Below are 25287 nucleotides of genomic sequence, written 5' to 3' on the forward strand. Positions count from 1 at the left end.
GCCATCAAGATAAAAAGAATAATAAAAAAAATTTTTTTGGTATTCATTTATAGGGTCTCAAAGATATTTTAGAGGGGGATGATACTCCTAACCTAGTAATCAATAAAGTCGTCCGCAAGTTCAGTACTCAATAAGATAACGATATGATGCTCGCAGAGGTTGATCCTGTAAAGTTTCCCAGAAAGGGGATTATTATGAACATTTCTCGTATGACCTCACCTGTGACAGATGAGGACTTAATGCAGCTTACGGCATTAATGCAAGAAGCAGTGAGCTTGGGGGCGAGTATCGGTTATACCGATGCTGTTGGGCAAATTGAGGCGATGACCCACTACTGGCAACAGCAGAACCAAGCTATGGCACAGGGGACGGTACAATTTTATTGTGCCCGCCACGAAGAACAACTCATTGGGATTATTGGTCTTGAACTCTGCGCAAAACATAACGGAAAACATCGTGGTGAAATTTTTAAGTTAATCGTCGGTGAGGCGTGGCGTCGTCGGGGGATAGCGAAAAAGCTGATGCAGGCGGCGGTTGACGGTGCAACACAGCTAGGTCTTACGCTATTAGTACTGGATACGCGCACGGAAGACTTTACCGTTGCATTTTACCAGTCCTTGGGTTGGAGCATAGCAGGTGAAATTCCCTACTATGCACAGTCGACATCAGGAGAATACCAAGCAACCACTGTGATGTTTCGCACTCTGACTCAGGATTAAAAAAATTGCGCACAATTACTGACGTTACCTAGATACTGTGTAAAAATACAGGCTGTTTCACTCGATAATGGGTTGTTATGGCACTCACTTCAGCAATAAAAGCGCAAATCAGCGATTGGTATAAAAAACTTCAGCGTAATGTTGATGACTTTATCCCTCGGCTGGCTCAGCGTCAGATGATGGCGGAAGTTGCCAAAACCTTGGCCGGCGAATCGGGGCGGCATTTGGCTATCGAAGCGCCCACTGGAGTAGGTAAAACCCTTTCTTATCTTATTCCTGGTATCGCAGTGAGTCGGGAAGAGAGCAAAACGCTCGTCGTGAGTACGGCTAACGTCGCGTTACAAGATCAAATCTACGGTAAAGATCTTCCATTACTTAAACGTTTTATCCCGGATCTGACTTATACCACTGCGTTCGGTCGCCGACGCTATGTTTGTCCACGTAATCTTTATTTCACCGGCGATAACAGCCAACCGGATCTACTCTATCTGATGGGCGATGATTCATTGATGAGTCAAGCCCCGGGGGCCCTCTCGCCGCAGGAACAACAACAGTGTGAACAGTTACAGCAGCGGCTTGATAAGGGAAGTTGGGACGGTGTACGGGATCACTACCCCGAAAATATTAACGATCGTTTATGGGCGCGCTTATCAACGGATAAAGCACACTGTTTGGCTCATCATTGTCAATGGTATAAAGAGTGTCCTTTTTTTTCGGCACGGCGCGATATCGATAATGTCGACGTGGTGATTACCAATCATGCGCTGGTAATGGCCGCTTTAGAGAGCGACTCGGTATTACCTCCCGCAAAGGATTTATTACTCATTATGGATGAAGGGCACCATCTTCCTGATGTCGCCCGCGATGCCTTAGAGACTAGTGCGGAGATTACCCCGAGCAGTTTAGGTTTCCAACTCGATCTGTTCGCAAAAGCGATTGAGCAAATAACTTCGCAATTTACGTTGAAATCTCCCCCTGCACTGGCGAAGCCCGAACGATTGTCTACTCACCGTGAAACTATTGATGAGCTAATCAAGGCCTTTACACAGGCATTGTTGCCACAGGTCAAGGCCGCGCCTGAGCAGAGTTATCGGTTTGTCATGGGAGAGTTGCCGGATGCGCTGAGAGAGCAGTGTGAACAGCTCTATAAACTATATGATGGATTACGTGCTGCGACTGAGACGCTATTGAATTTCTTGGGGGAGCAGACAGGTAAAGCAGATATGGTACGGATCCATCGTGGCATGCTGCAGCTAAATCGTTTTTTTGGGCATTTTGAAGCTCAGTCAAAATTATGGCGTTTAGCAGCGTTACGTCAATTATCAGGCGCACCGGTATCGAAATGGGCAACCTTGGAGACCGTGGAAGATAAACCGCAATTATGGTTACATTGTGCCGGAATAAGGGTCAGCACCCAGCTGGAGAATATTCTTTGGTCGAAAGTCCCTCATACTATTTTGACTTCGGCTACCCTGCGCAGCTTAAATACTTTCAATCGCTTCCAAGAGCTATCAGGGTTGAGCGAAAAATCGACAGACCGCTTTGTCTGTCTTGATAGTCCGTTCAACCATGCTGAACAGGGTAAACTCGTTATCCCGCAGATGCAGTATGAACCAGACTTTCAGCACGAAGCCTTACATCTTAGTGAGATGGCGGGGATCTTTCGTCAGACATTGATCGACTCCGAGCATAAAGGAATTTTAGTATTATTTTCCAGTATGCGGGCATTGCAGCAATTTGTGACATTGATGAGTGATAAACGCTTAGCCATGTTGGTGCAAGGCGACCAACCTCGCACTCGACTTATTGAACTCCATCGCGAAAGGGTGCAGGCTGGGCAACAAAGTATCCTAATAGGTTTACAATCTTTTGCAGAAGGGTTGGATTTAAAAGGTGATTTATTGACGGCGGTACATATCCATAAAATTGCGTTTGCCCCTATCGATAGCCCTGTCATCGTTACTGAAGGGGAGTGGCTCAAAAGTAAGCAAAGATATCCTTTTGAAAGTCAGAGCTTACCCACAGCCTCCTTTACGTTAATACAGCAAGTAGGACGATTAATTCGAAGTCATCATTGTCATGGTGAAATTATTATTTATGATCGGCGATTGATCACACGTCCTTATGGAAGTCGGCTTTTAGCGTCGTTGCCAGTATTTCCCATTCAGCAGCCAAAGTTTGCGCTGAGTGACGCTAGCCCAGTATCTTTAGGCTCAAAAAAGAAAACCACTCGCCGCCGTACATCGTATAAGTAGAGAAATGATGGATATTAAACAGATAATTAAAGAAATTGGTCGGGGCAAACTGCATGCAAGGCATCTTGACGAGCAGACTGCGACGGCGCTTTACCGTGCGATGCTAAATGATGAGGTTGATGATCTCTCTTTGGGGGCGATCCTTATCGCCTTACGGATTAAAGGTGAAGGCGAAGAAGAATTACTTGGCTTTTACCGAGGATTGGAAGATTTTTTACCGCAATGGCCAGCCTTATCAAATACCATCATTATTCCCAGCTATAATGGCGCACGCCGTCAAGCAAATATGACTCCGCTTTTAGCGCTTTTACTGCACAAATTTGGTGTGAATGTATTTCTACATGGTGTTCACAATGATCCAACACGTGTGACGAGCGCGCAGATCCTCGCGGCAATGAATATTAAACCCGCGCGAGATATCACCGAAAGTCATCGACAAATCTTGGAGACAGGATTCTCCTTCATGACCATCGACACGCTGTGCCCCCCTTTGGCGAAACAACTCGACTTGCGTTGGCATCTAGGCCTCCGTAATAGCGCCCATACCTTGGCTAAACTCATTTCACCTTTTGTAGCACAAGCCGGGGTAAGGCTGACCAGTGTGTCACATCCTGAATATCTCCCCAAAGTGACACAGTTTTTCAGTGATATTGGCGCAAAAGCTTTAGTTTCTAACGGTTGTGAAGGCGAGGTGTACCTTAACCCGCAGCGTCCTTCAGCCATGCACTATGTGGATAATGATGGAAGCGATATCTCAGAAATAGTGGCCCGTGGCACCGCTGCTAAAACGCCGCTAGCGGCGAACAAAGAGATAGCCACAACGCTGGCGTGGACACAGGCAGTACTCACTAAACAATGTCCTATTCCCTTGCCACTCCGTGAACAGATTATTAGTTGCTTAGTCGTTTGCGGACGTTTTGCTTCACCAACTGAAGCAGATTCATGGCTCGTGGAGCAAGGTTACTGATGCATCCTAGAAATCGTTATCAAGGTCATTATGATTTAACGGCATTGTTTGCTTTAGAGCCTAGCCTAAAAAAATGGGAAAGTTTAACGCCAGCTGGCAAAGTGAGTTTTAATTTTAGTGAGCCTGAAGCGGTCAAGTCGTTAAATAAAGCGCTACTAAAACAGTGGTACCAGCTGGAATGGACGTTACCTGATGATCATCTATGTCCGCCTATACCGGGACGCGCCGATTATATTCACCATTTGGCGGATTGTTTGGCGGAAGATATACCCAGCTATCAGGGTCCCCAAATTACGATCTTGGATATTGGTTGTGGAGCGAACTGTATTTATCCCTTAATCGGTAATGCAGAATATCAATGGCGATTTACAGGTAGCGATTGTCAGCCGGAGTCGCTTCGGGCCGCCCAACACCTGTTAACCCTCAATAAAGGATTAACGCGATCAATCAGATTAAGGCGGCAAAAAGATCAACGTAAAGTGTTCGATGGCATTATCCATCCGAACGAGTTCTATCATGCAACCTTATGCAACCCTCCTTTTCATCCTTCCTCTCAGGCAGCAGCCGAAGGTACTGCACGAAAAAATAAGCACTTAGGTATCGCGGAAAAACAGCTTAATTTTGCAGGGCGTTATCATGAATTATGGTGCCCGGGTGGAGAAATTGGCTTTATCACCCAAATGATCGAAGAAAGTGTATTGTTTCAACATCAAGTATTATGGTTTACAACATTAGTTGCTAAGCAGCAAAGTTTAGGACCGCTTAAAAAATTATTGAAAGAAAAGTCTGTACCGGTGGTGAAAGAAATTGAGATGGGCCAGGGGAATAAGAAAAGTCGTCTACTTATTTGGAGCTTCCATAATAAACGCGAGAGAAAAGGTTTAGTGAAGCCAGCCTAAGCTGGCTTCTTAAGTGATTACTCAATGTTAGCTTCGATAAACCATAAGAATTTATCTAAATCACGTGATGCTGCGGTGAAGATGTCGGCAGTATCTTCATCGTTAACATCGCTGATTGCTTTACGTACGTCATTGGCAACAAGAGCGTAACGCTCTGCAAGCGCGACAAGGTGCTCTTGAACGTTATGAATATTCAGTGGGTAGCTTTTTAGCGGTGTTTTATCGTTGACAACTTGCGTTGTCCCCAACGCAACCCCACCTAATTGTACGGCACGTTCGGCAACGTTATCTTGGTGTTCAGTAATAGCCGTACGGAACCCATCAAGCATTTCATGGACAGCCATGAAGTTTGCACCGCGCATATTCCAGTGCGCTTGCTTGGTAATCAATGAGAGATCAATCAGTTCAACTACGATTTTATTTAAGATTTGAATCGTTGCTGTTTTATCTTCATCCGATACGTCGTTACGGGTATAAAGAAGTTCGGTGTTATTTGTTTTAACAAGTTTTGCAGTACTCATGAAAAATTCCTTCTTGTTATGAACCTATTGAAATCAACTGAATCCAGTATAGCAGTGCTCCATAAAACTGCAGCAAGGTCTAGCCTATTAGTGAGATAGACTGAGTAATTTAACTCTAATGAGAATGATTTTTCTTTTTAATCTTGATCCGTTTAATTCGATTCGCTTTTGGTTTCATGGTTAGTGCTGACCCAGCTGAGGCTAGAACTATCGCGAAGAGCCCAGTAAGTTGAATGAAAGTTAGGTGTTCATTAAGGAATAGAAACCCAGAGAAGGCAGCAACCGCAGGTTCCATACTCATCAATGTTCCAAATACTCTGGCCGGTAAACGAGTTAACGCCATCATTTCCAGTGAGTAAGGTATAGCGTTTGAGAGTAAAGCGACGAGAAGCCCTACAGGGATAATGGACCAATGCCAAATCCCAGGTTCTGCCATCACCAACCCGGTAGGGACAAAAACAATTGAGGCAATGAGCGAGCCGACGGCTACCGTTGCTGCGCCATGTTCCGCTCCTGCTTTTTGACCAAATATAATATAAATGGCCCAGCAGGCTCCTGCGGCCAAGGCAAAAAAAGCACCAAGAGGATCAATGTTATTTGCCCCGCCGTGTACCGGAAGCAACATCCAGAGTCCACTGACGGCAATGATAATCCATAGAAAATCGGTAATCTTTCGGGAGTTTGCCAAGGCTAGGGTTAAAGGACCGACAAATTCCAGCGCAACGCCAATCCCTAAAGGGATAGTGCGTAATGCCATATAAAAGAGAAAGTTCATTCCTCCCAGTGCCAAGCCATAAAATATTAAGGGGCGACGCTGCTCTACCGCAAAGGTCAAACGCCAAGGCTTAAACATACCCCATAACATAATAGTAGAAAGACCCAAACGTAACGCGGCAACACCCGGTGCGCCGACCTCAGAGAATAAGGATTTAGCCAAAGAGGCTGCACCTTGTAGTGTAAACATGGCGATTAACAGCAAACCAATGGGATATAACGCGGATCCTGCAATTTTTTGCGAAGTGGCCATAGAAAGCTCAAAAATTGGTTAGAGAGTGGCGAGAATTGTATTGAAACGTGAAGAAATTGCTATAGAGATTCAGAATATGCTTAAAGATTTGTCATTTTAGAAAAAAAATATAGGCATAGTTTATGGCAAATTAACCATATTTATCATAGGGATAGTTGTTGTTGTACACGTTGTGTTACATGTTACACGGTGTTGGACAACAAAAATCGGGCAGAGTTTCTTACTTTTTTTTGTTATATTTCATCTGTTGTCAGTAAAAATAAAAGTAATTTCACATTGAGGTTATTATGAAAAAAATTGCATGTCTTTCAGCTTTAGCTTGTTTACTCGCCGTTTCTGCAGGTTCTGCGATGGCTAAAAGCACCGTTACTGGTGGTTACGCACAAAGCGATTACCAAGGTGTTTTAAACAAAGCTAACGGTTTCAACTTAAAATACCGTTACGAAGATGAGTCTAATCCATTAGGCTGGATCGCATCTTTCACTTACACCGAAAAAGATTCTAACAAAAACGTAAACGACTACCGTAAAGGTCAGTACTACGGAATCACTGCAGGTCCAGCTTACCGTCTGAATGACTGGGCTAGCATCTACGGTGTAGTGGGTATCGGTATCGGTCGCGTTCAAAACAACGCTGAAGGTCACGGTGCAGCAGGTTACAACAACAAGAGCAACAGCGATGTTGGTGTTGCTTACGGTGCTGGCCTGCAATTCAACCCGTGGGAAAACGTTGCACTTGACGTTGGTTACGAGCAAAGCCGTATCCGTAACGTGGATGTTGGTACTTGGATCGCTGGTGTTGGTTACAGCTTCTAATTGTACACTTCCTAAAAAACGACCCTTAGGGTCGTTTTTTTTTACCTGAAAAAAATATGCACTAAGCGTTTTAAAAAATAAAGGCGTAATTGAAAAGGAGAGAGTGTCGCGAATCCATATAGCGACATATCAGGTGACGGTAAGCGGGAGCTATTCACTGCGCTGGGCTGTTGGTAACCACGAGTCATGTCGCATCCTCCTAATCGATGGTGACAAAAAAATAGTCAATAGTATTATTTTATAGCATAGGCTATACAATTTAGCCAATGCTATGCGAGAAAAAGGGTTGAGCTTGATCTCATCTCGTTTAAGATAGTGAGTATGGTCGGTAACGCCGACATTGGCCTTGTAAGGAATTTTGATGAACACCCCAAATACTCGTGTAAAGCCAACTATTGGCCCGATCAAAGATCTGGAAAACCATGTTGAAGGTTTCAAACAGGTCAGAGAAGCACATCGCCGTGAATTAATCGATGACTACCTCGAGTTAATTTCTGATCTTATTCATGAATTTGGTGAAGTTCGTCAAGTGGATATGGCAGCCCGTTTAGGGGTTTCACAGCCTACAGTTGCAAAAATGCTTAAACGATTAGCGGCTGCAGGACTTATCCAGCAGATACCTTATCGGGGCGTATTTCTTACCCAAGAGGGGGAGAGTTTGGCCCAACAGAGCCGTGAACGCCATGCCATCGTTGAAGAATTTTTATTAAGTCTAGGGATCTCTCCTGAAGTTGCTCACTGCGATGCGGAAGGTATTGAACACCACGTGAGTGACGAGACCTTAGCCGTTTTCAAAACCTTTATCGCAAAAAAGAACCTCAATCCATAGTGTAACCTGCATTTCAAATAGTCATCGTCCAGTACAACCGATGGGGAATAAAACTAATTTATTTTTTATTCCCTCAAGAGATTTAGTGATATCTATACATTATAGATTGCTACATAGATTGCTACCTGACCTATCATTATTTTTTCTAAAATTTATGTTAATAAATTAAAATCGCCTTACACTTATTGAGAATCTACATGACACAATTAAAGAATGGAATCAGTACCAGATTTATCTGAAACTGGTTTTTTGCTTAATAAATAGTAATTAGCTGTAAGATTAAAAGGGTTTATTGATTTAACATTTTCAAAAGTAATGAATTTGTAATGAAGGCGTCAGGCTTCTTAAGTTTGAAATAATCTTTAATTTGGAAATTAATATTTTCTAATTTCCTATTTATTTTCTAAACTCTTTTAGGTAACCTTGGCATTATTGTGATTATTTAATTTTGTAGAAAGGGAAAAATAATGAGCGACGTTTTTAAATTACTGAACAATATCCGTACACTCCGCGCACAAGCTCGTGAAGTTGAGTTAACTGACCTAGAAGAGATTTTAGAAAAATTAACGACTGTTGTGACTGAGCGTAGAGAAGAGATTGAAGCTGAAGAAGCGTTAAATCGTGAAAAAGCTGAAAAACTTTCTAAATACCGTGAATTATTAGCAGCGGAAGGTATCGACCCAAGCGAACTATTGGGCACGACTGAGACTAGTAAAAAACGTGCAAAACGTGCACCTCGCCCAGCTAAATACGCTTATACCGATGAAAATGGCGAGAAGAAATCTTGGACTGGACAAGGCCGCACGCCAGCTGCAATCAAAAAAGCACTGGACGAAGGTAAGTCTCTCGACAGCTTCTTGATCTAACTTTTAGCTTTTCCTAAGAACCAGTGTTCGCACTGGTTTTTTTTGTTTTTTTGTTTGTACTATTCAGAGATTTTTTTCAGATGAGTTATAATCATGACTTCGCGGAATGATTATGCTGCGCTTAATTTTTCAAGTCATACTCCATCAGTGCCCAATCTCATAAATTAAAAGGCTTAAACGTGTTAGTAACCAATAACGTAACCATGCAATTTGGTAGTAAACCACTATTTGAAAATATTTCTGTGAAATTTGGCGGGGGCAACCGCTACGGGTTAATTGGCGCAAATGGTAGCGGCAAATCCACTTTTATGAAAATTTTAGGGCGTGATTTACAACCGACAGCAGGAAATGTTGCGTTAGACACGAATGAGCGTATTGGTAAATTACGTCAAGACCAGTTTGCATTTGAAGCTTTCAGTGTGCTGGATACGGTAATTATGGGCCATGATGAGTTATGGCAAATTAAGCAGGAGAGAGACCGAATCTACGCTTTACCTGAGATGAGCGAAGAAGAGGGGTATAAAGTTGCCGATCTTGAAGTTCTCTATGGTGAGATGGATGGATACAGTGCGGAAGCGCGCGCAGGAGAACTGTTACTTGGCGTGGGCATAGAGGTTGATCTGCATTACGGGCCAATGAGTGAAGTTGCTCCAGGTTGGAAGCTTCGCGTATTACTTGCCCAAGCCCTATTCTCTAATCCAGATATTCTTTTATTGGATGAACCGACGAACAATTTGGATATTGATACCATCCGCTGGTTAGAACAAACCTTAAATGAACGCGATAGTACGATGGTTATCATTTCGCATGACCGCCATTTTTTGAATATGGTTTGTACGCACATGGCCGATTTAGATTACGGTGAAATCCGTGTTTATCCCGGTAATTATGATGAATATATGACTGCGGCAACACAGTCTCGTGAACGTCTACTCTCTGACAATGCTAAAAAGAAAGCGCAAATTGCAGAATTACAATCCTTTGTAAGTCGTTTCAGTGCTAATGCTTCAAAATCTCGGCAGGCGACATCGCGTGCAAAACAGATCGACAAAATTAAATTAGATGAAGTAAAAGCCTCTAGTCGCCAAAACCCATTTATTCGCTTTGAGCAAGATAAAAAACTATTCCGTAATGCTTTAGAAGTCGAGGCATTAACGAAAGGATTTGATAACGGTCCTCTATTTTCAAAACTTAGCCTTTTGCTAGAAGTTGGCGAAAAATTAGCGATTATTGGTACGAACGGTATCGGTAAAACGACCTTGCTCAAGACCTTAGTCGACGAACTTACGCCAGATAGCGGTAGTGTTAAATGGTCAGAAAATGCCTCTATTGGATATTACGCTCAAGACCATGAATACGAGTTCGCTAATGATCTAACAGTTTTTGATTGGATGAGCCAATGGAAACAAGCAGGTGATGATGAACAAGCGGTGAGAAGTGTATTAGGTCGCTTACTATTTAGCCAAGACGATATTAAAAAACCTGCCAAAGTATTATCGGGGGGGGAAAAAGGTCGGATGCTATTTGGTAAATTAATGATGCAAAAGCCCAATATTCTGATTATGGATGAGCCGACTAACCACTTAGATATGGAGTCCATTGAATCACTGAATATGGCGTTGGAAATGTTTGAAGGAACATTAATCTTCGTTTCTCACGACCGCGAATTTGTAAGCTCTCTAGCCACCCGCGTACTCGAAATTAAACCAGGTAAAGTCAATGACTTCACCGGTAATTATGAAGATTATTTAAATTCCCAAGGCATCAACTAGAGCATATTGTGCCTAGTAAATCATTATGCTAGGCACAAAGCTTACAGTGTGGATTACGTTTCACTTTCAGTGGAGTGAAGCTGAAATTCATCGCATCATAGAGTAAATACCGACCTTTCGTTTCACTCCCATATTGCGTTAAATGTCTAATCGCCTCCATTGCTTGTAAACTACCAATTATTCCAGTAAGAGGTGCCATCACACCGTTCTCAACACAGCTTTCAATAGGTTCGCCAAAGAGGTGACTTAGGCACTCGTAGCAGGGTTCCTCTTTTTGCCAAGTAAAGCTGATAACACAGCCTTCCATTCGGATAGCGGCCCCAGAAATGAGAGGCGTTGAGGTCGTGAAGCACAAGCGATTAATGGTAAGTCGGCTAAGAAGCTGATCAGTGCAATCTATTACAATATGATGTTCAGCGCAGCACGCCGCCCATTCCTGTGAGTCGTCTAACGCCTGCTGAGAGACCACCACTTGGCAAGCAGGGTTACGTAAGAGGAGTTGCTGTTTAGCGACTACAACTTTTGCCTGTCCGCAGTCCGCCTCAGTGAAGAGAATCTGTCTGGGAAGATTAGAAAGGCTCACCGTGTCGGGATCGACTAAGGTAAGTTGACCGACACCACTGGAGGCCAGGTAAGTCGCTACGGCACAACCTAGACCTCCTATTCCAACAATCATTACCTTCGCCTCGGCGAGCATCTGCTGTTTCTCAACATCGAAATCTTTCAATACGATCTGGCGGTCATAGCGTAATAATTCGTTATCCGACAAATCCATCATGCACCTTCTAAGAAATCAGGAAAGGGTTGAATGGCCACTCTCTCACCTTGTGCCAACGAACTTGATTCACGCGGTAAGCAGATAAAACAGTTCGCATGGGTAAAAGTACTAAACATATGAGAACCTTGTTTAGCCTCCGCGGTAACGCGAAGCTCCCCGTCTTGAAATAGAAAATGTCCGCGTTGGAATTCGGTACGGCCTGGCTGTTTGGCAATCGGGTTAGTCAATACTGCACGATAAGACGCGAAAGGTTTCTCGGTAATTCCCTGTAAGCGTAAGATCATCGGATAAACCAGCTGACAAAAAGTGACGACTGCAGAGACAGGATTACCGGGCAATCCACAAAATAGACTTTCACTTAAGCGACCAAATGCGAAGGGTTTTCCTGGTTTCATAGCCAGTTTCCAGAACGTAATATCACCGCATTCTACTAAGACATCTCGTGTGTAGTCAGCCGCGCCAACAGATACTCCACCAGTACTAATCACCAGATCAGCTTGTTGGTCCGCTTGGTGAAACGCTTCGCTAAGTGCCGTTTTATTGTCTGGGATGATGCCGAGATCGATTACCTTACAGTTCAGGCGCTGCAACATAAGCGCTATTGAAAATCGATTAGTATCGTAAATTTGTCCGGTAGTAAGCGATTCTCCAGGCGAGACGAGTTCATCACCGGTGGAAAAAATTGCTACACGTAGTTGGCGCCTAACCTTAACCCGATTTATTCCTAAGGATGCTAACAGCGGGAGATCTTTAACTTTAAGGCGAACGCCGGCATCAAACACGACTTGCCCTTGTTGGATATCCTCACCGATCCGGCGAATATTTTGGCCAGCGCTGACGGTTGCAGTAAGCTCGATACCTTGTGCGGTTCGCTGGGTGTGTTCTTGCATAATCACAGCGTCGCAGCCTTCAGGAATCGGTGCACCAGTCATAATCTGAATGACCTGTCCTGCTGGCAGGGGAGCAGGATAAGGCTTACCCGCAAAGGCTTGTCCGGCAATCGGTAACACATGTTCGGCATCAATATCGGTGAGACGTAAGGCGTAGCCATCCATCGCTGAATTATCGAAACCGGGGACATTCAGTGGGGAGATTATGGGTTCGGCCGTAACCCAACCTAGCGCTTCATTAATCGTGAGGGTGTGTGAGGAGAGTAGCGGGGAAATCCCACGTAATAGTAATGCCTGTGCATCTTCTATGGAGAGCAGGTCAGCAGTAAAGGGTTCCATCTTGACCTCATTTAATGTGGTAATTCACTACAGAGTAACACGTTCTTAACGATTCCTAAGAGGAAGGTCATGATTAACAGACGCCTTTAAAAATGTTCTGAGTGCTAAATTTGTGATAGTTCCCAGACAATAAAGCATTGGCGTGGGTTATTTCGCATTATTGACGACTTACCCATGAAAAAAAATTGTAAATCTTTTAACACGACGGTAGATACTAACACTCTGGCAGGATATCCTCGTTTTCAACGAGTTAATTAGGATTGAGTAAAAAAAATAATGCGCCCATTAAAGATGTCAACCTCACTTCGCCCAGCGTTACTAGCCGTACTGATTATAGCCCCTAGCATTACTTTTGCTGACCCTCAACCTAATGCGCCTCAGGTTGATGCAAAGGCATGGATACTTATGGACTATGATAGCGGAAAGGTACTCACTGAATCTCATGCCGATGATAGATTAGACCCTGCAAGTTTAACGAAAATGATGACCAGCTATGTCGTCGGTCAAGCATTAAAAAGCGGGAAAATTAAATCAACGGATAACGTAACCATCGGTCAAGATGCATGGGCTACCGGGAACCCTAAGTTACGTGGCTCGTCGGTGATGTTTCTTAAACCCGGCTCACAGGTTTCTGTGGCTGATCTCAATCGCGGAGTCGTGATCCAATCGGGGAATGATGCTTGTATTGCACTTGCTGATTATGTTGCGGGTAGTCAAGATACCTTTATCGGCTTGATGAATAATTACAGTCAAAAACTCGGCCTTACCAACACGCATTTTACTACGGTACATGGTCTCGATGAACCAGGCCAATACAGTACTGCGCGTGACATGGCTTTGATTGGTCAGGCATTAATTCGCGATGTACCTGAAGAATATGCGCTTAATAAAGAGAAAGAATTTAGCTTCAATAATATTCGTCAACCTAATCGTAACCGTCTGCTATGGAACGCTTCACTGAATGTTGACGGGATTAAAACTGGCTACACTTCAGGGGCGGGAAATAATTTAGTTGCCTCAGCCACGTCCGGCAATATGCGCTTAATCTCTGTGGTATTGGGCGCGAATACCGATAATATTCGTTTTCGTGAAAGCGAAAAATTATTAAATTGGGGATTCCAAAATTTTGAAACGCTATCACCGATAAAAGCAGGTAAACCCTTTGTACAAACTAAAGTCTGGTTTGGTGAATCAAAACAGGCATCATTAGGGGTAATAAATAATGCATCGATTACTATTCCCAAAGGCCAAGTGAATGCGCTCAAGGCAGATTACACCTTAACGCAACAACAACTTTCAGCCCCTCTTACTAAAGGACAAGTTGTGGGACAGGTCAATTTCCAAATCAATGGAAAAATTATTGATCAAAAACCTTTGGTGGTTTTAGAAGATGTGAAAGAGGGTGGAATAGTAAGCCGTTTACTTGATTACGTTTGGCTTCATATTTCATCACTGTTTGCTAAATGGTTCTAATGGCGAGTCGGTAGCAAAAATAAAAAAGCCAGGTTTACCTGGCTTTTTTGTCACTGTGATAATTAATGTTGTGTCCAACCCCATCGGATGGGTAAGGCAAATAATTGACGATAAACTTTATGTGCAAAGCCTAAAAGTGACTGGCCATAAAATTTCCAACCAAGCTCTGCAGTTAAACAGCCAATCATACCCACTAATAATCCGCCAATCATATCTAGTGGCCAATGCACCCCAAGATAAATACGTGACCAGGCGATTAATACACCAATTACAAGTAATGCTAACCCAGACCATGCCCGATGCCAGAACATGAAGGCTAGACTGAAGGTGAAGATAAATGTCCCGTGGTCACTCGGGAAGGACGTATCGGCAGAATGGTTCAACCAATGATAGCCCAATCCAATTGCGAAGGGGCGGGGATGAGGGAAGGCTAGGCCAATGGCGAAAGAAAATACGATAGCATAGAGTAAGGCGGTCGCGGTTTTAAGAACCAGCTCGCGGCGTGAATCGATGAGTCGTTTAGGCGACCATAGCCATAAACCGACTACCAGTAGCGGAATGATACCGATAACATCTTTAGCTAAAATGATGGCAAAATTGATTAGCCATCGAGGAGAATCAGGAGTCGCATTAAGCCATAAAAAAAGCTGGGTATTCAACTGCTCCATAATATCGATATTCTCCTTGGGGCGGGTAGCATTAATTGTTAACTTTAGATGTTAATATAATTAATGTTTTAGGGCTAGGGTGAAAAGTCTTAACTTTTCACCCCAAAGTGAAGACTACCCTCCGGGCCACAACATGACCACTAGCGTTCCGGCGAGGGTCAATATTACGTTAGCGATAGCGTAGGTTCCCGCATAACCCAGTGCGGGAATACTGCTGCGAGCAGTATCGCTAATGATTTCGAGTGCCGGAGCACAGGTACGAGCCCCCATCAATGCCCCAAACAACATCGCTCGGTTCATCTTTAACACATAAGCCCCAAAACAGTAACAGATTACAACAGGCAGAAGGCTGACCACTACACCACATAACAGCATGGAGATTCCATTTTCCCCCAATCCATGATGTAATCCACTCCCCGCGCTTAGGCCAACGCCTGCCATAAAAACGAGTAATCCAAACTCCTTCACCATGGTTAAAGCGCCTTGTGGAATATAACCAAATGTGGGGTGGTTGGCGCGTAGGAAACCTAACATGATCCCAGCGAAAAGTAGTCCGGCAGCATTTCCAATGCCAAAACCGAAATTACTGAATTGAAATGTCACCATACCGATCATTAATCCCACAATAAAGAAGGAACAGAAGGCTAGCAAATCGGTCATTTGACTATGAATGGCTACAAAACCAATGCGATCCGCAATACTCTTTACCCGTCTCGTTTCACCGCTAATCTGTAAAATATCGCCCTTATTTAAGAGTATATCGTCATCAATTGGCATTTCGATCTGGTTACGGATTACGCGGTTAAGAAAACATCCATGATCGGTTAACCGCAGTTTACCTAGACGCTTATTTACGGCGTTATGGTTTTTCACTACGATCTCTTCGGTAACGATACGCATATCTAATAAATCACGGTCAAAGACTTCTTTTCCATGACGAAAACTGGGATCTAAACGCGCATGGGCATCCGGATAACCGACCAGAGAAATATCATCGCCTTCTTGTAACACTGCGTCGCCATCTGGACTCGCTAAGATACCATTGCGTCGGATACGTTCGATATAGCATCCAGTATGGCGATAAATCCCTAGTTCGCGAAGATTTTTACCACCACTCCATTCGACGAGTTCTTTTCCCACACGGTAAGCGCGAATGACCGGTAAAAACACCTTACGCTGGCTATCGGCATCCAAACCACGTTCTCGGGCGATTTGTTGTGCGCTGGTCGGAAGATCTTGGTGCTGCAGTCGTGGAAGATAGCGGGCGGCAAAAATTAAACTCACCAGGCCGACCAAATAAGTGAGTGCATAGCCTAGGCTGAGGTTATCTTGCAGCAGGGCGAGTTGTTGTGGATCGGTAATGACTTGCCGCAGTGTGTCACCCGCACCGACCAGGACTGGAGTCGACGTCATTGAGCCCGCCAATATGCCTGCAGAAAGACCGATATCCCAATGAAAAAGTTTTCCTAAACCTAAGACGATAAGCAAGGCACTGCCTACCATCACCAATGCCAACATTAAGTAGTTTTTTCCGTCGCGGAAAAAAATGGAAAAGAAGTTAGGTCCGGCTTCGATACCCACGCAGAATATAAACAGCATGAAACCTAAGCTCAGTGCATTAGTATTAATAGAGTAATGTTGTTCACCGAGTAGGAGAGAGACCACCAGTACCCCGATTGAGCTACCGAGTTGGATACTACCAAGTCGAATTTTTCCTAGGCATAGACCGAGAGAGAGCACTACAAAAAGAAGCAAGACATCATTGGCGCTGAGCAAATTTGCAACGTTTATATTCACGAGTCAATTTTCATTTAATAAATCAAAGAAGTGATTCCATCAGCCGGTTTAGGACTTAGGCTAACGGTTCTAAAAAACCGACTCATTCTAATCGTTCACTTGCCTAACTGCTATAACTGATTGAGAGAAAAAATGATTTTAGTTAGAAGGATGGCGGGTACTGATCTGTCAGTACCCGAGGAGATTATTGGTATAGTCCGAGATGTTGTTTGGCATAGGCTTCAAATTCTGTAAAGCCGCCAACGTGGGATTCGTCGATAAAGATTTGTGGAACAGTTTCCACTGTCTTGCCTGCACTTTTCGATAAGTCGTCTTTGCTAATACCTTCGGCATGGATATCCACGTAGCGATAGCTAAAATCATCGCGTTCTTCAGTCAATTTATCCGCTAACTCTTTTGCGCGGACACAATAGGGACAGCCGGGGCGACCAAAAATTACCACAAACATAACAGCTCCTTTAGATAGTAAACGATTTATCATGCCTTCCTCGCTAAGAGATTGGAAGTCGAGAACAGGGCTTATCACCAATTTCGCACAATCGGTGAGGTGCTTGGGATGTTATCTGGTGAACCAATGGCTACACTTTAGGCTTTAGAAATTTTGGAGCCACTTATGACCCCGACTATCGAACTTCTTCGCCAGCATCGTTCCATCCGTCATTTTAGCGATGAACCCATTAGCGCAGAACAACGTGAGGCGATTCTGTTAGCAGCCCAGTCAGCGTCGACCTCGAGCTTGTTACAATGTGCATCGGTAATTAGGATTACCGATAATGCAAAACGTCAGCGTTTGGCTGAACTTGCTGGCAACCAATCTTGGGTCACTGAGGCTGCCGAATTCTGGGTACTCTGTGCTGACTTTAATCGACATAAGCAAATCAGTGAGCACGCGGAGTTGGAATATGCCGAACAACTGATCTTAGGCTGTGTCGACACGGCTTTATTAGCCCAGAATGCAATGGTAGCCGCGGAATCGCTTGGTTTGGGAGGCGTTTTTATCGGTGGCCTTCGTAACCAGCCTCAGGCCGTTTCTGAGTTACTTGAACTCCCAAAATTCGTATTACCTCTATTTGGACTTTGTCTCGGTTGGCCGACCGATAAGCCGGAACTGAAACCGCGTATGCCACTCTCTATGCTGGTGCATGACAATAATTACCAGCCGATTAATCCAGATACTCTCGCGACCTACGATCAACATCTCTTGGCCTATTACCAACATCGTAGCAGTGCAAACCGCCATGAAACATGGAGCGAGATGGTGGAACGAATGATCACTAAAGAGAGCCGCCCTCATATGTTAGCTTTCCTTCAACAGCAAGGATGGATTACGCGTTAAGCACCATTGCGGGGTGAGCCATAGGATTTCATCCCGCTTCAGTGCTATAATGCTGCGCCCCAATTCACTTTCGTCCACAGGTAACCTATGTTTTGCCCTCGCTATGACGCGGGTCAGTGTCGTTCTTGTCAATGGCTCCCCAAAGAATACGTTACGCAACTCGCCGATAAACAGGCAAAAATTGAGCAACTATTAACCGATACACCGGTAACCGAATGGCGTCCCCCTGTCGCTTCTGCACAATCGAGGTTCCGTAACAAGGCAAAGATGGTCGTGAGTGGCTCAGTGGAACGGCCGATTTTGGGGATCGTTAATCCCGAAGGTGAAGGCGTGGACTTAATCGACTGCCCCCTTTATCCAGAGACTTTTGCTCCAGTTTTTCGCCAATTATTACCTTTTATCGCGAAAGCTGGCTTAACCCCTTACCATATAGCACGGCGCAAAGGTGAACTGAAATACTTACTGCTGACAGAAAGTACCCAGGGCGGGATGATGCTTCGCTTTGTGTTAAGGTCAGACAAAAAATTAGAACAGCTTAAAAAAGTATTGCCTGAACTCCAGCAGTGTTTGCCGCAATTAACGGTAATTTCTGTGAATATTCAGCCTGTTCACATGGCAATTATGGAGGGCGAGCAGGAAATTATCTTGAGCTACGCCTCAGCATTGGCTGAGTCGTTCAATCGTATTCCGCTATGGATCCGCCCGCAAAGCTTCTTCCAAACAAATCCTGAGGTTGCCGCTAAACTCTATTTGACGGCGCGTGAATGGACCCAAGGGCTGAAGCTCGACACACTATGGGATTTATTTTGTGGGGTGGGGGGCTTCGGACTGCATTGTGCCAGAGCTGAAACACACTTAACGGGAATTGAAATCTCGGCTGAGGCGATTGCCTGTGCACAAGACTCTGCCCGTAAACTTGGATTAAAGAATACGGAATTCCGTGCGCTAGATGCCGCCCGTTACGCCGTTAATGAGGAGAGTGCACCGGATCTGTTGTTAGTTAATCCGCCAAGACGGGGAATTGGCCAAGCGCTTTGTGACTTTATCGTCAGTGTTAAGCCTGCGGTAATCCTCTATTCGAGCTGTAATCCAGAAACTCTGGCAAAGGATATTGCGCGACTGCAAGGCTACCGTCTCGAACGCGTTCAGCTATTCGACCTTTTTCCGCATACGGCTCATAGCGAAGTACTCTCATTACTGATTCGCGAACAATAAGTTGCCAGAAGGCAACTTATTCATTAAGCGCGACGCTCAAAGCGTAAGGCATAGGCTTCGATAGCGCGCATCAGTAAGGTCAATAGGCCATTAATACAGAGATAGATAATACCTGCCGCGACAAAAACGTTGACGTCGTAAGTCCCACCATACAGTTGTTGGCTTAACCCCATTACGTCCATTAGGGTAATGGTATAGGCGAGTGATGTGCTTTTGAACACCAATACTACTTCGTTGGAGTAGGAAGAGAGTGCCCGTTTGAACGCATAAGGAAGTAACACTTTAAGTGTCTCTCCACGTGTCATTCCCAAGGCGTAACAGGATTGCCACTGGCCAGCGGGAATAGCCTTTACCGCACCGTATAACAGCTGTGTAGTATAAGCGGCGCTGTTTAACGATAAGGCGACTACCGCACAAAACCCAGGTTGAGAGAGTATCGACCATAACGTGGGATAGTGCTGTAAGATCGGGAACTGCCCAGGCCCGTAATAGATTAAAAAGATCTGTACGAGTAACGGTGTCCCAGTAAACAGTGTTAAGTAGCCGTGGATCACTGCATTAGTTACGCGATGACGTAATGCTAGAAGAATGGTGAGGGTTACAGCAATCAGTAAGGCAATAAGCACTGCACTGAGGGTAAGACCAAGACTGACAGGTAAGCCAGCGCTAAGCTTCAGTAAATAGTCGCCCATCATTATTGCTCCAACTCAAAGCGTGTGACACGGCGCTCAGCAAATTTTAAGATTGCCTGACTCAACAAAGTAATAATCAGATAGATACCGGCCGCAACAAGGTACCATGTAAAAGGCTGTTCGGTGCGCGTAGCAATACCTTTGGTTTGTAACATCAAATCATTCACACTGATGAGTGAGACTAACGCCGTATCTTTTAATAGTACTAACCACTGGTTCCCTAATCCGGGCAGGGCGTGACGCCACATTTGTGGCATAACAATAGTAAAAAAGACGGTCGATTTGCGCATACCTAGCGCATAGGCCGACTCTCGCTGACCTTGAGGTACCGCACGTAAGGCACCGCGTAAGGTTTGCGAGGCATAAGCTGAATACAACAGCGCAAGCGCAATCACACCACATAAAAATGGGCTGACGTCGAAGTTTTCAATCTGGAGTTGAAAATGTAAGGTCGTGAAGCCCAAAGGCAGTGTAAAGCCATCAGACAGTGTAAGTAACAGCTGCGAGGAACCGTAATAGACCCCTAACACCACTAAGATTTCCGGCAAGCCACGAATCAGCATCACCAGTAAACTTCCGAGCCAAGCTAAGGGTTTACAGGAGAGGGATTCCCAACTGGCGAAAATCATCGCCAGCGTTAAGCCGACGACAAGTGCGCAAAGGGCAAGGCCGACGGTTAAGCCGCCGGCATTAAGAAGATAGGGTAATTCATTCATTAGCAATTATTTCTGGAACCACTTGTCGTAAATTTTTTGGTATTCACCGTCGGCTTTAACTTTCGCTAAACCTTGGTTAAATTGCTGTTGTAATGCACTGTTCCCTTGACGAACGGCAATCGCGACACCGGTACTAAAGTAATCTTTGTCTGTGACTTTATCCCCAACAGGTGCTAGTGATGGGTTGTTTTTTAACGATTCATTGATAACGGCTGTATCACCAAACACGGCATCGACACGACCATTTTTTAAGTCAAGAATAGCATTTTGGTAACTATCGTAAGGGACAGTTTTAATCTCGCTGTGTTTGTCTGCTAGGTACTTCTGGTGAGTCGTGCCATTTTGTACACCGACCTTTTTACCTGTTAAGGCGGCTAAGCTTGCTACCTTACCTTTTTCAGCAATAAATAGCGCAGAGTTAAGGTAGTAAGGAGTGCTGAATAACACCTGCTTTTGGCGCTCAGGGGTGATGTCCATCCCCGCCATGGCCGCATCGATTCGACGGAATTTCAAGCTCGGGATTAAACTGTCGAAGGATTGATTCGTAAAGCTACAGCTTGCATTAATTTGTTTACAGACTGCCATCGCCAAGTCGACGTCGAACCCTTGAATTTTATTATCACTCCCGACGAATTCAAAAGGAGGATAGGAGGCTTCTGTGCCGAAACGTAACGTTTGAGCCGCGAATGCAGAGGCTGACAGGCTGGTGAGAAGTGCAGCGATAAGAATTTTTTTCATGGTAACCCTGTCCTTAATGTGAAAGATAGTTCGCAAATTCGCGTGTTTGAGGATGCGTAAAACGATCAGCTTTTCCTTGCTCAACAATACGTCCATTTTCCATATAGACAATATGTGAAGCGGTTTTTTTTGCGACCTCAACTTCATGGGTCACGATAACTTGCGTGATCTTGGTCGCCGAGAGTTCATTAATAATTTGGACTACTTGGCCGGTAATTTCAGGATCGAGGGCTGCTGTGGGTTCATCGAACAGCAACACTTGAGGTTCCATCATCAGCGCTCGTGCAATAGCAACCCGTTGTTGCTGTCCGCCTGAAAGATGCAGGGGATAGCGTTGCGCATAATCTGCCAAGCGTAAGCGCTCTAAATATTTCTTGGCGCGAGTTTGGGCCTCGCTGCGGCTTAAGCCTAAGACTTTACATGGGGCCTGTATTAGGTTTTGTTCAACGGTAAGATGCGGCCATAGATTATATTGTTGGAATACCATACCGACATCTTGGCGCAAGGTTCGAATCGCCGCGGTAGAGGGGCGTTGGGTAAAATCGAACTGTTGATTAGCAATGGATAACTGGCCAGAACGCGGGATTTCTAAAAGGTTTAATACACGCAGCAGTGAGCTCTTTCCTGCGCCGCTCGGGCCGAGCAGCACTAGCGTCTCTCCTTGAGCACAGTTCAAAGTAATATCGTACAGGGCCTGTTGACCGCCGTAGAAACAATTTACGCCTTTTAAATGAATGCTCATGCGATAAATCTGACTTTTATAAGAGTGTATTTGGCCAGATAGTAATTCATTATGCATAAGTATGCAATTATCGTGCTGGTTTTTATTACGTTAATCAGGACTCAGTTTGGTCAATCGAGCGAACAGGGGTAAAGTAATACGTCACTCGAAAAAGGGGTTAAAAATGAAAAAAGGATTTCTCATTACGCTGGCACTGCTATCAGGTTGCCAGTCGACCATGCCTCCCACATCGGTAACGCAACAAACCATCAACACTACCTATGTTGCGAGCAGCCATCAACCAAGAATTAATACCATTGTGATCCATTACACAGTGGCAGATGAGCAGCGGTCTCTAACGCTTTTGACGGGTAAGCAAGTCAGTAGCCATTATTTAATCGCGCAGAATGCAAAGGCTAATCAAAGGTCGCCTGAAATTTATCAACTCGTGCCTGAGAATCAGGCCGCTTGGCATGCCGGAATGAGTGCGTGGCGGGATACGATAAACCTCAATAAGACCTCGATAGGCATCGAACTGGTTAATAGAGGGTTCACTCAGTCCGCTGGCCAGCAATTTGGTCATTGTGAAAGCTATCCCCCGCAACAGATAGCAGTGCTCACTAATCTGGTCCGTGATATTGCTAATCGCTATAAGATCGAACCTGAAAATATTATAGGGCACAGTGATATTGCGCCACTGAGAAAAGTTGATCCAGGGCCCTGTTTCCCTTGGCAACAGTTGGCTGAGAAGGGGATTGGCGCGTGGCCCGACAGCCAATTAGTGACGAAATTATTGGCTGGCCGAGACGCCACCACACCGGTCGCTAATTCATTATTACTCCCATTACTTAAGCAATATGGTTATGCCATTAGCGCCCATGCGACGCCGGAGGAACAACAGCAGTTCATTCGCGCCTTCCAAATGCATTTCCAGCCAGAGAATAGTAGCGGGGTAGGGGATCAACTTACCCTCGCGAGGTTGCAAGCGCTTCTTTTACAGTACCCATGGCATCGGTAAAGATATTAACTATTACCAGCAATTATCGAAAAGCGTGCGGGGCGTTTTGTGGTCGACAAATGAATACTCAAACAGAGTAGATGATGCACCACTCATACACTTAGCACTTTTACTTTACGATTTACGAGGTCACGATGACGACAGATGCTGAATATAATGATGGGAAAAATATTTGTAATGAAATAGGCGGTGCAGTGCTTACTGTACTGGGGAATCACCACCCTCTGACGGTGCAAGCATTGATTGACTGTTTACGGCAGGCACAAGGTGATAGCCATGATTACGATGAGAGTCGCGAAAAGGGTATGGCGTACGCTATAGCGATCTTATCGAAATTTACCGAAGCAGATTGATTAGCCCCTCGATGAGGGGCTGAAAAGATTAAGGGTTAACGAAACAGGTTAGTTTTCGCTAAATCAATAATTTCACTGCCTTGACCATTGATAATGGCTTTCATCATGTACAAGCTAAACCCTTTAGCCTGCTCAAGTTTGATCTGCGGAGGCATGGCCAGCTCATCTTTTGCAGTCGTCACATCAATCAGCGCCGGGCCAGGGTGATCGAAGGCTTGTTGTAAAACATCGCTTAATTCAGAGGCCTTTTGCACACTGAATCCTTCAATATTGCAGGCTTTAGCGATGGCGGCAAAATCGGGATTATCTAACTCTGTCCCATCGGTTAAATATCCCCCGGCTTTCATTTCCATTGCCACAAAGCCCAGCACGCTATTATTGAAGATTACCAGTTTGACCGGTAGTTGATGTTGAGCAATTGTCAGTAAGTCACCCATCAACATGGCAAATCCACCGTCTCCACACAAAGCGACAACTTGGCGCGATTTATCAACGGATTGTGCTCCCATCGCTTGAGGCATCGCATTTGCCATTGAACCATGATTAAAGGATCCCAATAAACGCCTTTTACCATTCATAGAGAGATAGCGTGCTGCCCAGACTGTTGGGGTACCCACATCGCAAGTAAAAATTGTTTCATCAGTGGCCAGTCGATCAATTTGCTGGGCAAGATACTGTGGGTGGATAGGGCGATGGTCATTGGCCACCGCGAGATCATCTAATTGTTGGCGGCTTTTTGCATAGTGTTTAACCGATTTCTCGAGGTGAGCAGAATCGTGAGAGGTAGTCAGTAACGGCAGTAAAGCGGTAATTGTTGCTTTGATGTCACCTATCAGCGGGAGGTTGACGTGGCAGTGTGACCCAATACTTGAGGGGTTGATATCGATTTGGATGATGTTTGCTGATTCTGGATAAAACGCGCGATAAGGGAATTGGGTGCCCAATAACACTAGCGTATCCGCATTGAGCATAGCGTGATATCCAGATGAGAATCCAATCAGTCCCGTCATTCCAACATCATAAGGATTATCATATTCTACATGTTCTTTACCTCGTAGTGCGTGCACAATCGGCGCCTGAAGCTTCTCAGCCAAAGCCACAACGTCGTCATGAGCTCCTGCACAGCCACTGCCACACATCAGCGTAATATTATGTGCACTGTCCAACGTCTCAGCCAGTTGCTTGAGTTCTGTGGCGATGGGTTTTACTTCGGGGAGTACAGGTGGATACCACTCAACGCTGTTGGGGATCTTAATACTCTGTAGTGCGATATCACCTGGAAGCACTATTACCGCAACACCGCGCTTGACGATAGCGGTACGCAGGGCAATAGCAAGAATTTGCGGAAATTGTTCGGGATTACTCACAAGTTCACAGTAGTGACTACATTCTTTAAATAATTCTTGTGGGTGGGTTTCCTGGAAATAATTACTGCCTATTTCACTGGAAGGAATGTGGGCCGCAATGGCCAGAACCGGTTGATGGTTTCGGTGACAATCAAATAGACCATTAATTAAGTGCAAGTTACCTGGGCCACAGGAGCCAGCGCAGACCGCCAGTTCATTAGTGACTTGAGCTTCTGCTCCAGCGGCAAAAGCTGCTGCCTCTTCATGTCGAGTTGACATCCACTTAATGGCTGACTGCTTATTAAGACTATCGCTGATCCCATTAAGCGAATCCCCGGTTACTCCCCAAATATGTTTGACGCCTACTTCAGTTAAGGTCTCAACCAATAATGCTGCGACTGTCTTCTCCATTTACGACTTCCCCTTGGATTTACGTTAACCCGATAATTGTAGTTCAACATTTACGCCTCCTTGAGGAAAGGGGATAGACCTAGAGTGCGGTTATACAAAGAAAAGTAGGTGAATCGCTTGTCATGA

General features: G+C 44.8%; 26 protein-coding genes. 13 read left to right on the plus strand and 13 right to left on the minus strand.

Annotated elements, in window-relative coordinates; genetic code table 11:
* Positions 1-194: 194 nt before the first annotated feature.
* The 4 genes from QJR74_RS05275 (at position 195) to rlmF (ending at position 4840) form a co-directional block, all read left to right on the plus strand.
* Entirely contained in the window at positions 195-719 is a 525-nt protein-coding gene (locus tag QJR74_RS05275) for a GNAT family N-acetyltransferase (protein ID WP_304373520.1), read from the plus strand.
* A 77-nt stretch (positions 720-796) separates the two neighbouring features.
* On the plus strand, positions 797-2974 hold the full coding sequence (dinG, locus tag QJR74_RS05280; RefSeq protein WP_304373521.1) for an ATP-dependent DNA helicase DinG: 2178 nt from the start codon (positions 797-799) through the stop codon (positions 2972-2974).
* Between the two features lie 7 nt (positions 2975-2981).
* Complete coding sequence (gene ybiB, locus QJR74_RS05285) at positions 2982-3941, plus strand: DNA-binding protein YbiB (protein WP_441007648.1); 960 nt, start codon at positions 2982-2984, stop codon at positions 3939-3941.
* The gene (gene rlmF / locus QJR74_RS05290) at positions 3941-4840 is read left to right on the plus strand and encodes a 23S rRNA (adenine(1618)-N(6))-methyltransferase RlmF (protein ID WP_304373523.1); all 900 of its coding nucleotides are present in this window, start codon (positions 3941-3943) and stop codon (positions 4838-4840) included. Before ybiB ends, rlmF begins: the two co-directional genes overlap by 1 nt.
* Before the next feature lie 17 nt (positions 4841-4857).
* On the opposite strand, the gene dps is transcribed toward rlmF, so the two are convergent.
* Both dps and rhtA read right to left on the minus strand, forming a co-directional pair.
* The gene (gene dps / locus QJR74_RS05295; protein WP_304373524.1) at positions 4858-5361 is read right to left on the minus strand and encodes a DNA starvation/stationary phase protection protein Dps; all 504 of its coding nucleotides are present in this window, start codon (positions 5359-5361) and stop codon (positions 4858-4860) included.
* 115 nt (positions 5362-5476) lie between these two features.
* On the minus strand, positions 5477-6388 hold the full coding sequence (gene rhtA, locus QJR74_RS05300) for a threonine/homoserine exporter RhtA (RefSeq protein WP_304373525.1): 912 nt from the start codon (positions 6386-6388) through the stop codon (positions 5477-5479).
* 287 nt (positions 6389-6675) lie between these two features.
* Between rhtA and ompX the strand changes: the two genes are divergently transcribed.
* Positions 6676-7203: an outer membrane protein OmpX gene (ompX, locus tag QJR74_RS05305; RefSeq protein ID WP_304373526.1), complete on the plus strand. Its 528-nt coding sequence runs from the start codon at positions 6676-6678 to the stop codon at positions 7201-7203.
* A 41-nt stretch (positions 7204-7244) separates the two neighbouring features.
* On the opposite strand, the gene QJR74_RS05310 is transcribed toward ompX, so the two are convergent.
* Positions 7245-7391 carry a hypothetical protein gene (locus QJR74_RS05310; protein WP_304373527.1) on the minus strand — a complete coding sequence of 49 codons (147 nt, stop codon included), beginning with the start codon at positions 7389-7391 and terminating at the stop codon, positions 7245-7247.
* Between the two features lie 173 nt (positions 7392-7564).
* Between QJR74_RS05310 and mntR the strand changes: the two genes are divergently transcribed.
* From mntR to QJR74_RS05325, 3 genes are all read left to right on the plus strand, one after another.
* Positions 7565-8032 carry a manganese-binding transcriptional regulator MntR gene (mntR, locus tag QJR74_RS05315; RefSeq protein ID WP_304373528.1) on the plus strand — a complete coding sequence of 156 codons (468 nt, stop codon included), beginning with the start codon at positions 7565-7567 and terminating at the stop codon, positions 8030-8032.
* Between the two features lie 467 nt (positions 8033-8499).
* On the plus strand, positions 8500-8898 hold the full coding sequence (locus QJR74_RS05320) for an H-NS family histone-like protein (protein ID WP_304373529.1): 399 nt from the start codon (positions 8500-8502) through the stop codon (positions 8896-8898).
* A 179-nt stretch (positions 8899-9077) separates the two neighbouring features.
* Complete coding sequence (locus tag QJR74_RS05325; RefSeq protein ID WP_304373530.1) at positions 9078-10670, plus strand: ABC-F family ATPase; 1593 nt, start codon at positions 9078-9080, stop codon at positions 10668-10670.
* A 28-nt stretch (positions 10671-10698) separates the two neighbouring features.
* Here QJR74_RS05325 and moeB read toward each other — a convergent pair whose 3' ends face one another.
* Positions 10699-11448 carry a molybdopterin-synthase adenylyltransferase MoeB gene (gene moeB / locus QJR74_RS05330; RefSeq protein ID WP_304373531.1) on the minus strand — a complete coding sequence of 250 codons (750 nt, stop codon included), beginning with the start codon at positions 11446-11448 and terminating at the stop codon, positions 10699-10701.
* The gene (moeA, locus tag QJR74_RS05335) at positions 11445-12677 is read right to left on the minus strand and encodes a molybdopterin molybdotransferase MoeA (protein WP_304373532.1); all 1233 of its coding nucleotides are present in this window, start codon (positions 12675-12677) and stop codon (positions 11445-11447) included. Before moeA ends, moeB begins: the two co-directional genes overlap by 4 nt.
* 276 nt (positions 12678-12953) lie before the next feature.
* On the opposite strand from moeA, the gene QJR74_RS05340 reads away from it, so the two are divergent.
* Entirely contained in the window at positions 12954-14150 is a 1197-nt protein-coding gene (locus tag QJR74_RS05340) for a serine hydrolase (RefSeq protein WP_304373533.1), read from the plus strand.
* Between the two features lie 62 nt (positions 14151-14212).
* On the opposite strand, the gene ybjG is transcribed toward QJR74_RS05340, so the two are convergent.
* The 3 genes from ybjG to QJR74_RS05355 all read right to left on the minus strand — a co-directional run bounded on the left by ybjG (position 14213) and on the right by QJR74_RS05355 (position 17063).
* The gene (gene ybjG, locus QJR74_RS05345; protein WP_304373534.1) at positions 14213-14818 is read right to left on the minus strand and encodes an undecaprenyl-diphosphate phosphatase; all 606 of its coding nucleotides are present in this window, start codon (positions 14816-14818) and stop codon (positions 14213-14215) included.
* A 114-nt stretch (positions 14819-14932) separates the two neighbouring features.
* Positions 14933-16615 carry an aspartate:alanine antiporter gene (locus QJR74_RS05350; RefSeq protein WP_304373535.1) on the minus strand — a complete coding sequence of 561 codons (1683 nt, stop codon included), beginning with the start codon at positions 16613-16615 and terminating at the stop codon, positions 14933-14935.
* A 184-nt stretch (positions 16616-16799) separates the two neighbouring features.
* Positions 16800-17063 (minus strand): GrxA family glutaredoxin, encoded by a 264-nt coding sequence (locus QJR74_RS05355; protein WP_304373536.1) that lies wholly within the window; start codon positions 17061-17063, stop codon positions 16800-16802.
* Positions 17064-17228: 165 nt separating this feature from the next.
* Between QJR74_RS05355 and nfsA the strand changes: the two genes are divergently transcribed.
* Positions 17229-17951: an oxygen-insensitive NADPH nitroreductase gene (gene nfsA, locus QJR74_RS05360; protein ID WP_304373537.1), complete on the plus strand. Its 723-nt coding sequence runs from the start codon at positions 17229-17231 to the stop codon at positions 17949-17951.
* An 87-nt stretch (positions 17952-18038) separates the two neighbouring features.
* Positions 18039-19166: a 23S rRNA (uracil(747)-C(5))-methyltransferase RlmC gene (gene rlmC / locus QJR74_RS05365; RefSeq protein WP_304373538.1), complete on the plus strand. Its 1128-nt coding sequence runs from the start codon at positions 18039-18041 to the stop codon at positions 19164-19166.
* Positions 19167-19189: 23 nt separating this feature from the next.
* On the opposite strand, the gene artM is transcribed toward rlmC, so the two are convergent.
* From artM to artP, 4 genes are read right to left on the minus strand one after another with little or no spacing between them, the layout of a single operon-like run.
* Positions 19190-19858 (minus strand): arginine ABC transporter permease ArtM, encoded by a 669-nt coding sequence (gene artM, locus QJR74_RS05370; protein WP_304373969.1) that lies wholly within the window; start codon positions 19856-19858, stop codon positions 19190-19192.
* A 2-nt stretch (positions 19859-19860) separates the two neighbouring features.
* Positions 19861-20574 carry an arginine ABC transporter permease ArtQ gene (artQ, locus tag QJR74_RS05375; protein ID WP_304373539.1) on the minus strand — a complete coding sequence of 238 codons (714 nt, stop codon included), beginning with the start codon at positions 20572-20574 and terminating at the stop codon, positions 19861-19863.
* Positions 20575-20580: 6 nt separating this feature from the next.
* Positions 20581-21312: an arginine ABC transporter substrate-binding protein gene (gene artJ, locus QJR74_RS05380; protein ID WP_304373540.1), complete on the minus strand. Its 732-nt coding sequence runs from the start codon at positions 21310-21312 to the stop codon at positions 20581-20583.
* Positions 21313-21325: 13 nt separating this feature from the next.
* Complete coding sequence (gene artP / locus QJR74_RS05385) at positions 21326-22054, minus strand: arginine ABC transporter ATP-binding protein ArtP (protein WP_304373541.1); 729 nt, start codon at positions 22052-22054, stop codon at positions 21326-21328.
* 163 nt (positions 22055-22217) lie between these two features.
* On the opposite strand from artP, the gene QJR74_RS05390 reads away from it, so the two are divergent.
* Entirely contained in the window at positions 22218-23051 is an 834-nt protein-coding gene (locus QJR74_RS05390) for an N-acetylmuramoyl-L-alanine amidase (RefSeq protein ID WP_304373542.1), read from the plus strand.
* Positions 23052-23185: 134 nt separating this feature from the next.
* Positions 23186-23404: a hypothetical protein gene (locus tag QJR74_RS05395; RefSeq protein ID WP_304373543.1), complete on the plus strand. Its 219-nt coding sequence runs from the start codon at positions 23186-23188 to the stop codon at positions 23402-23404.
* Positions 23405-23439: 35 nt separating this feature from the next.
* On the opposite strand, the gene poxB is transcribed toward QJR74_RS05395, so the two are convergent.
* Positions 23440-25161: a ubiquinone-dependent pyruvate dehydrogenase gene (poxB, locus tag QJR74_RS05400; protein ID WP_304373544.1), complete on the minus strand. Its 1722-nt coding sequence runs from the start codon at positions 25159-25161 to the stop codon at positions 23440-23442.
* Positions 25162-25287 lie beyond the last annotated feature (126 nt).

This window comes from Tatumella ptyseos (genome assembly GCF_030552895.1).
Classification (GTDB): Bacteria; Pseudomonadota; Gammaproteobacteria; order Enterobacterales; family Enterobacteriaceae; genus Rosenbergiella; species Rosenbergiella ptyseos_A.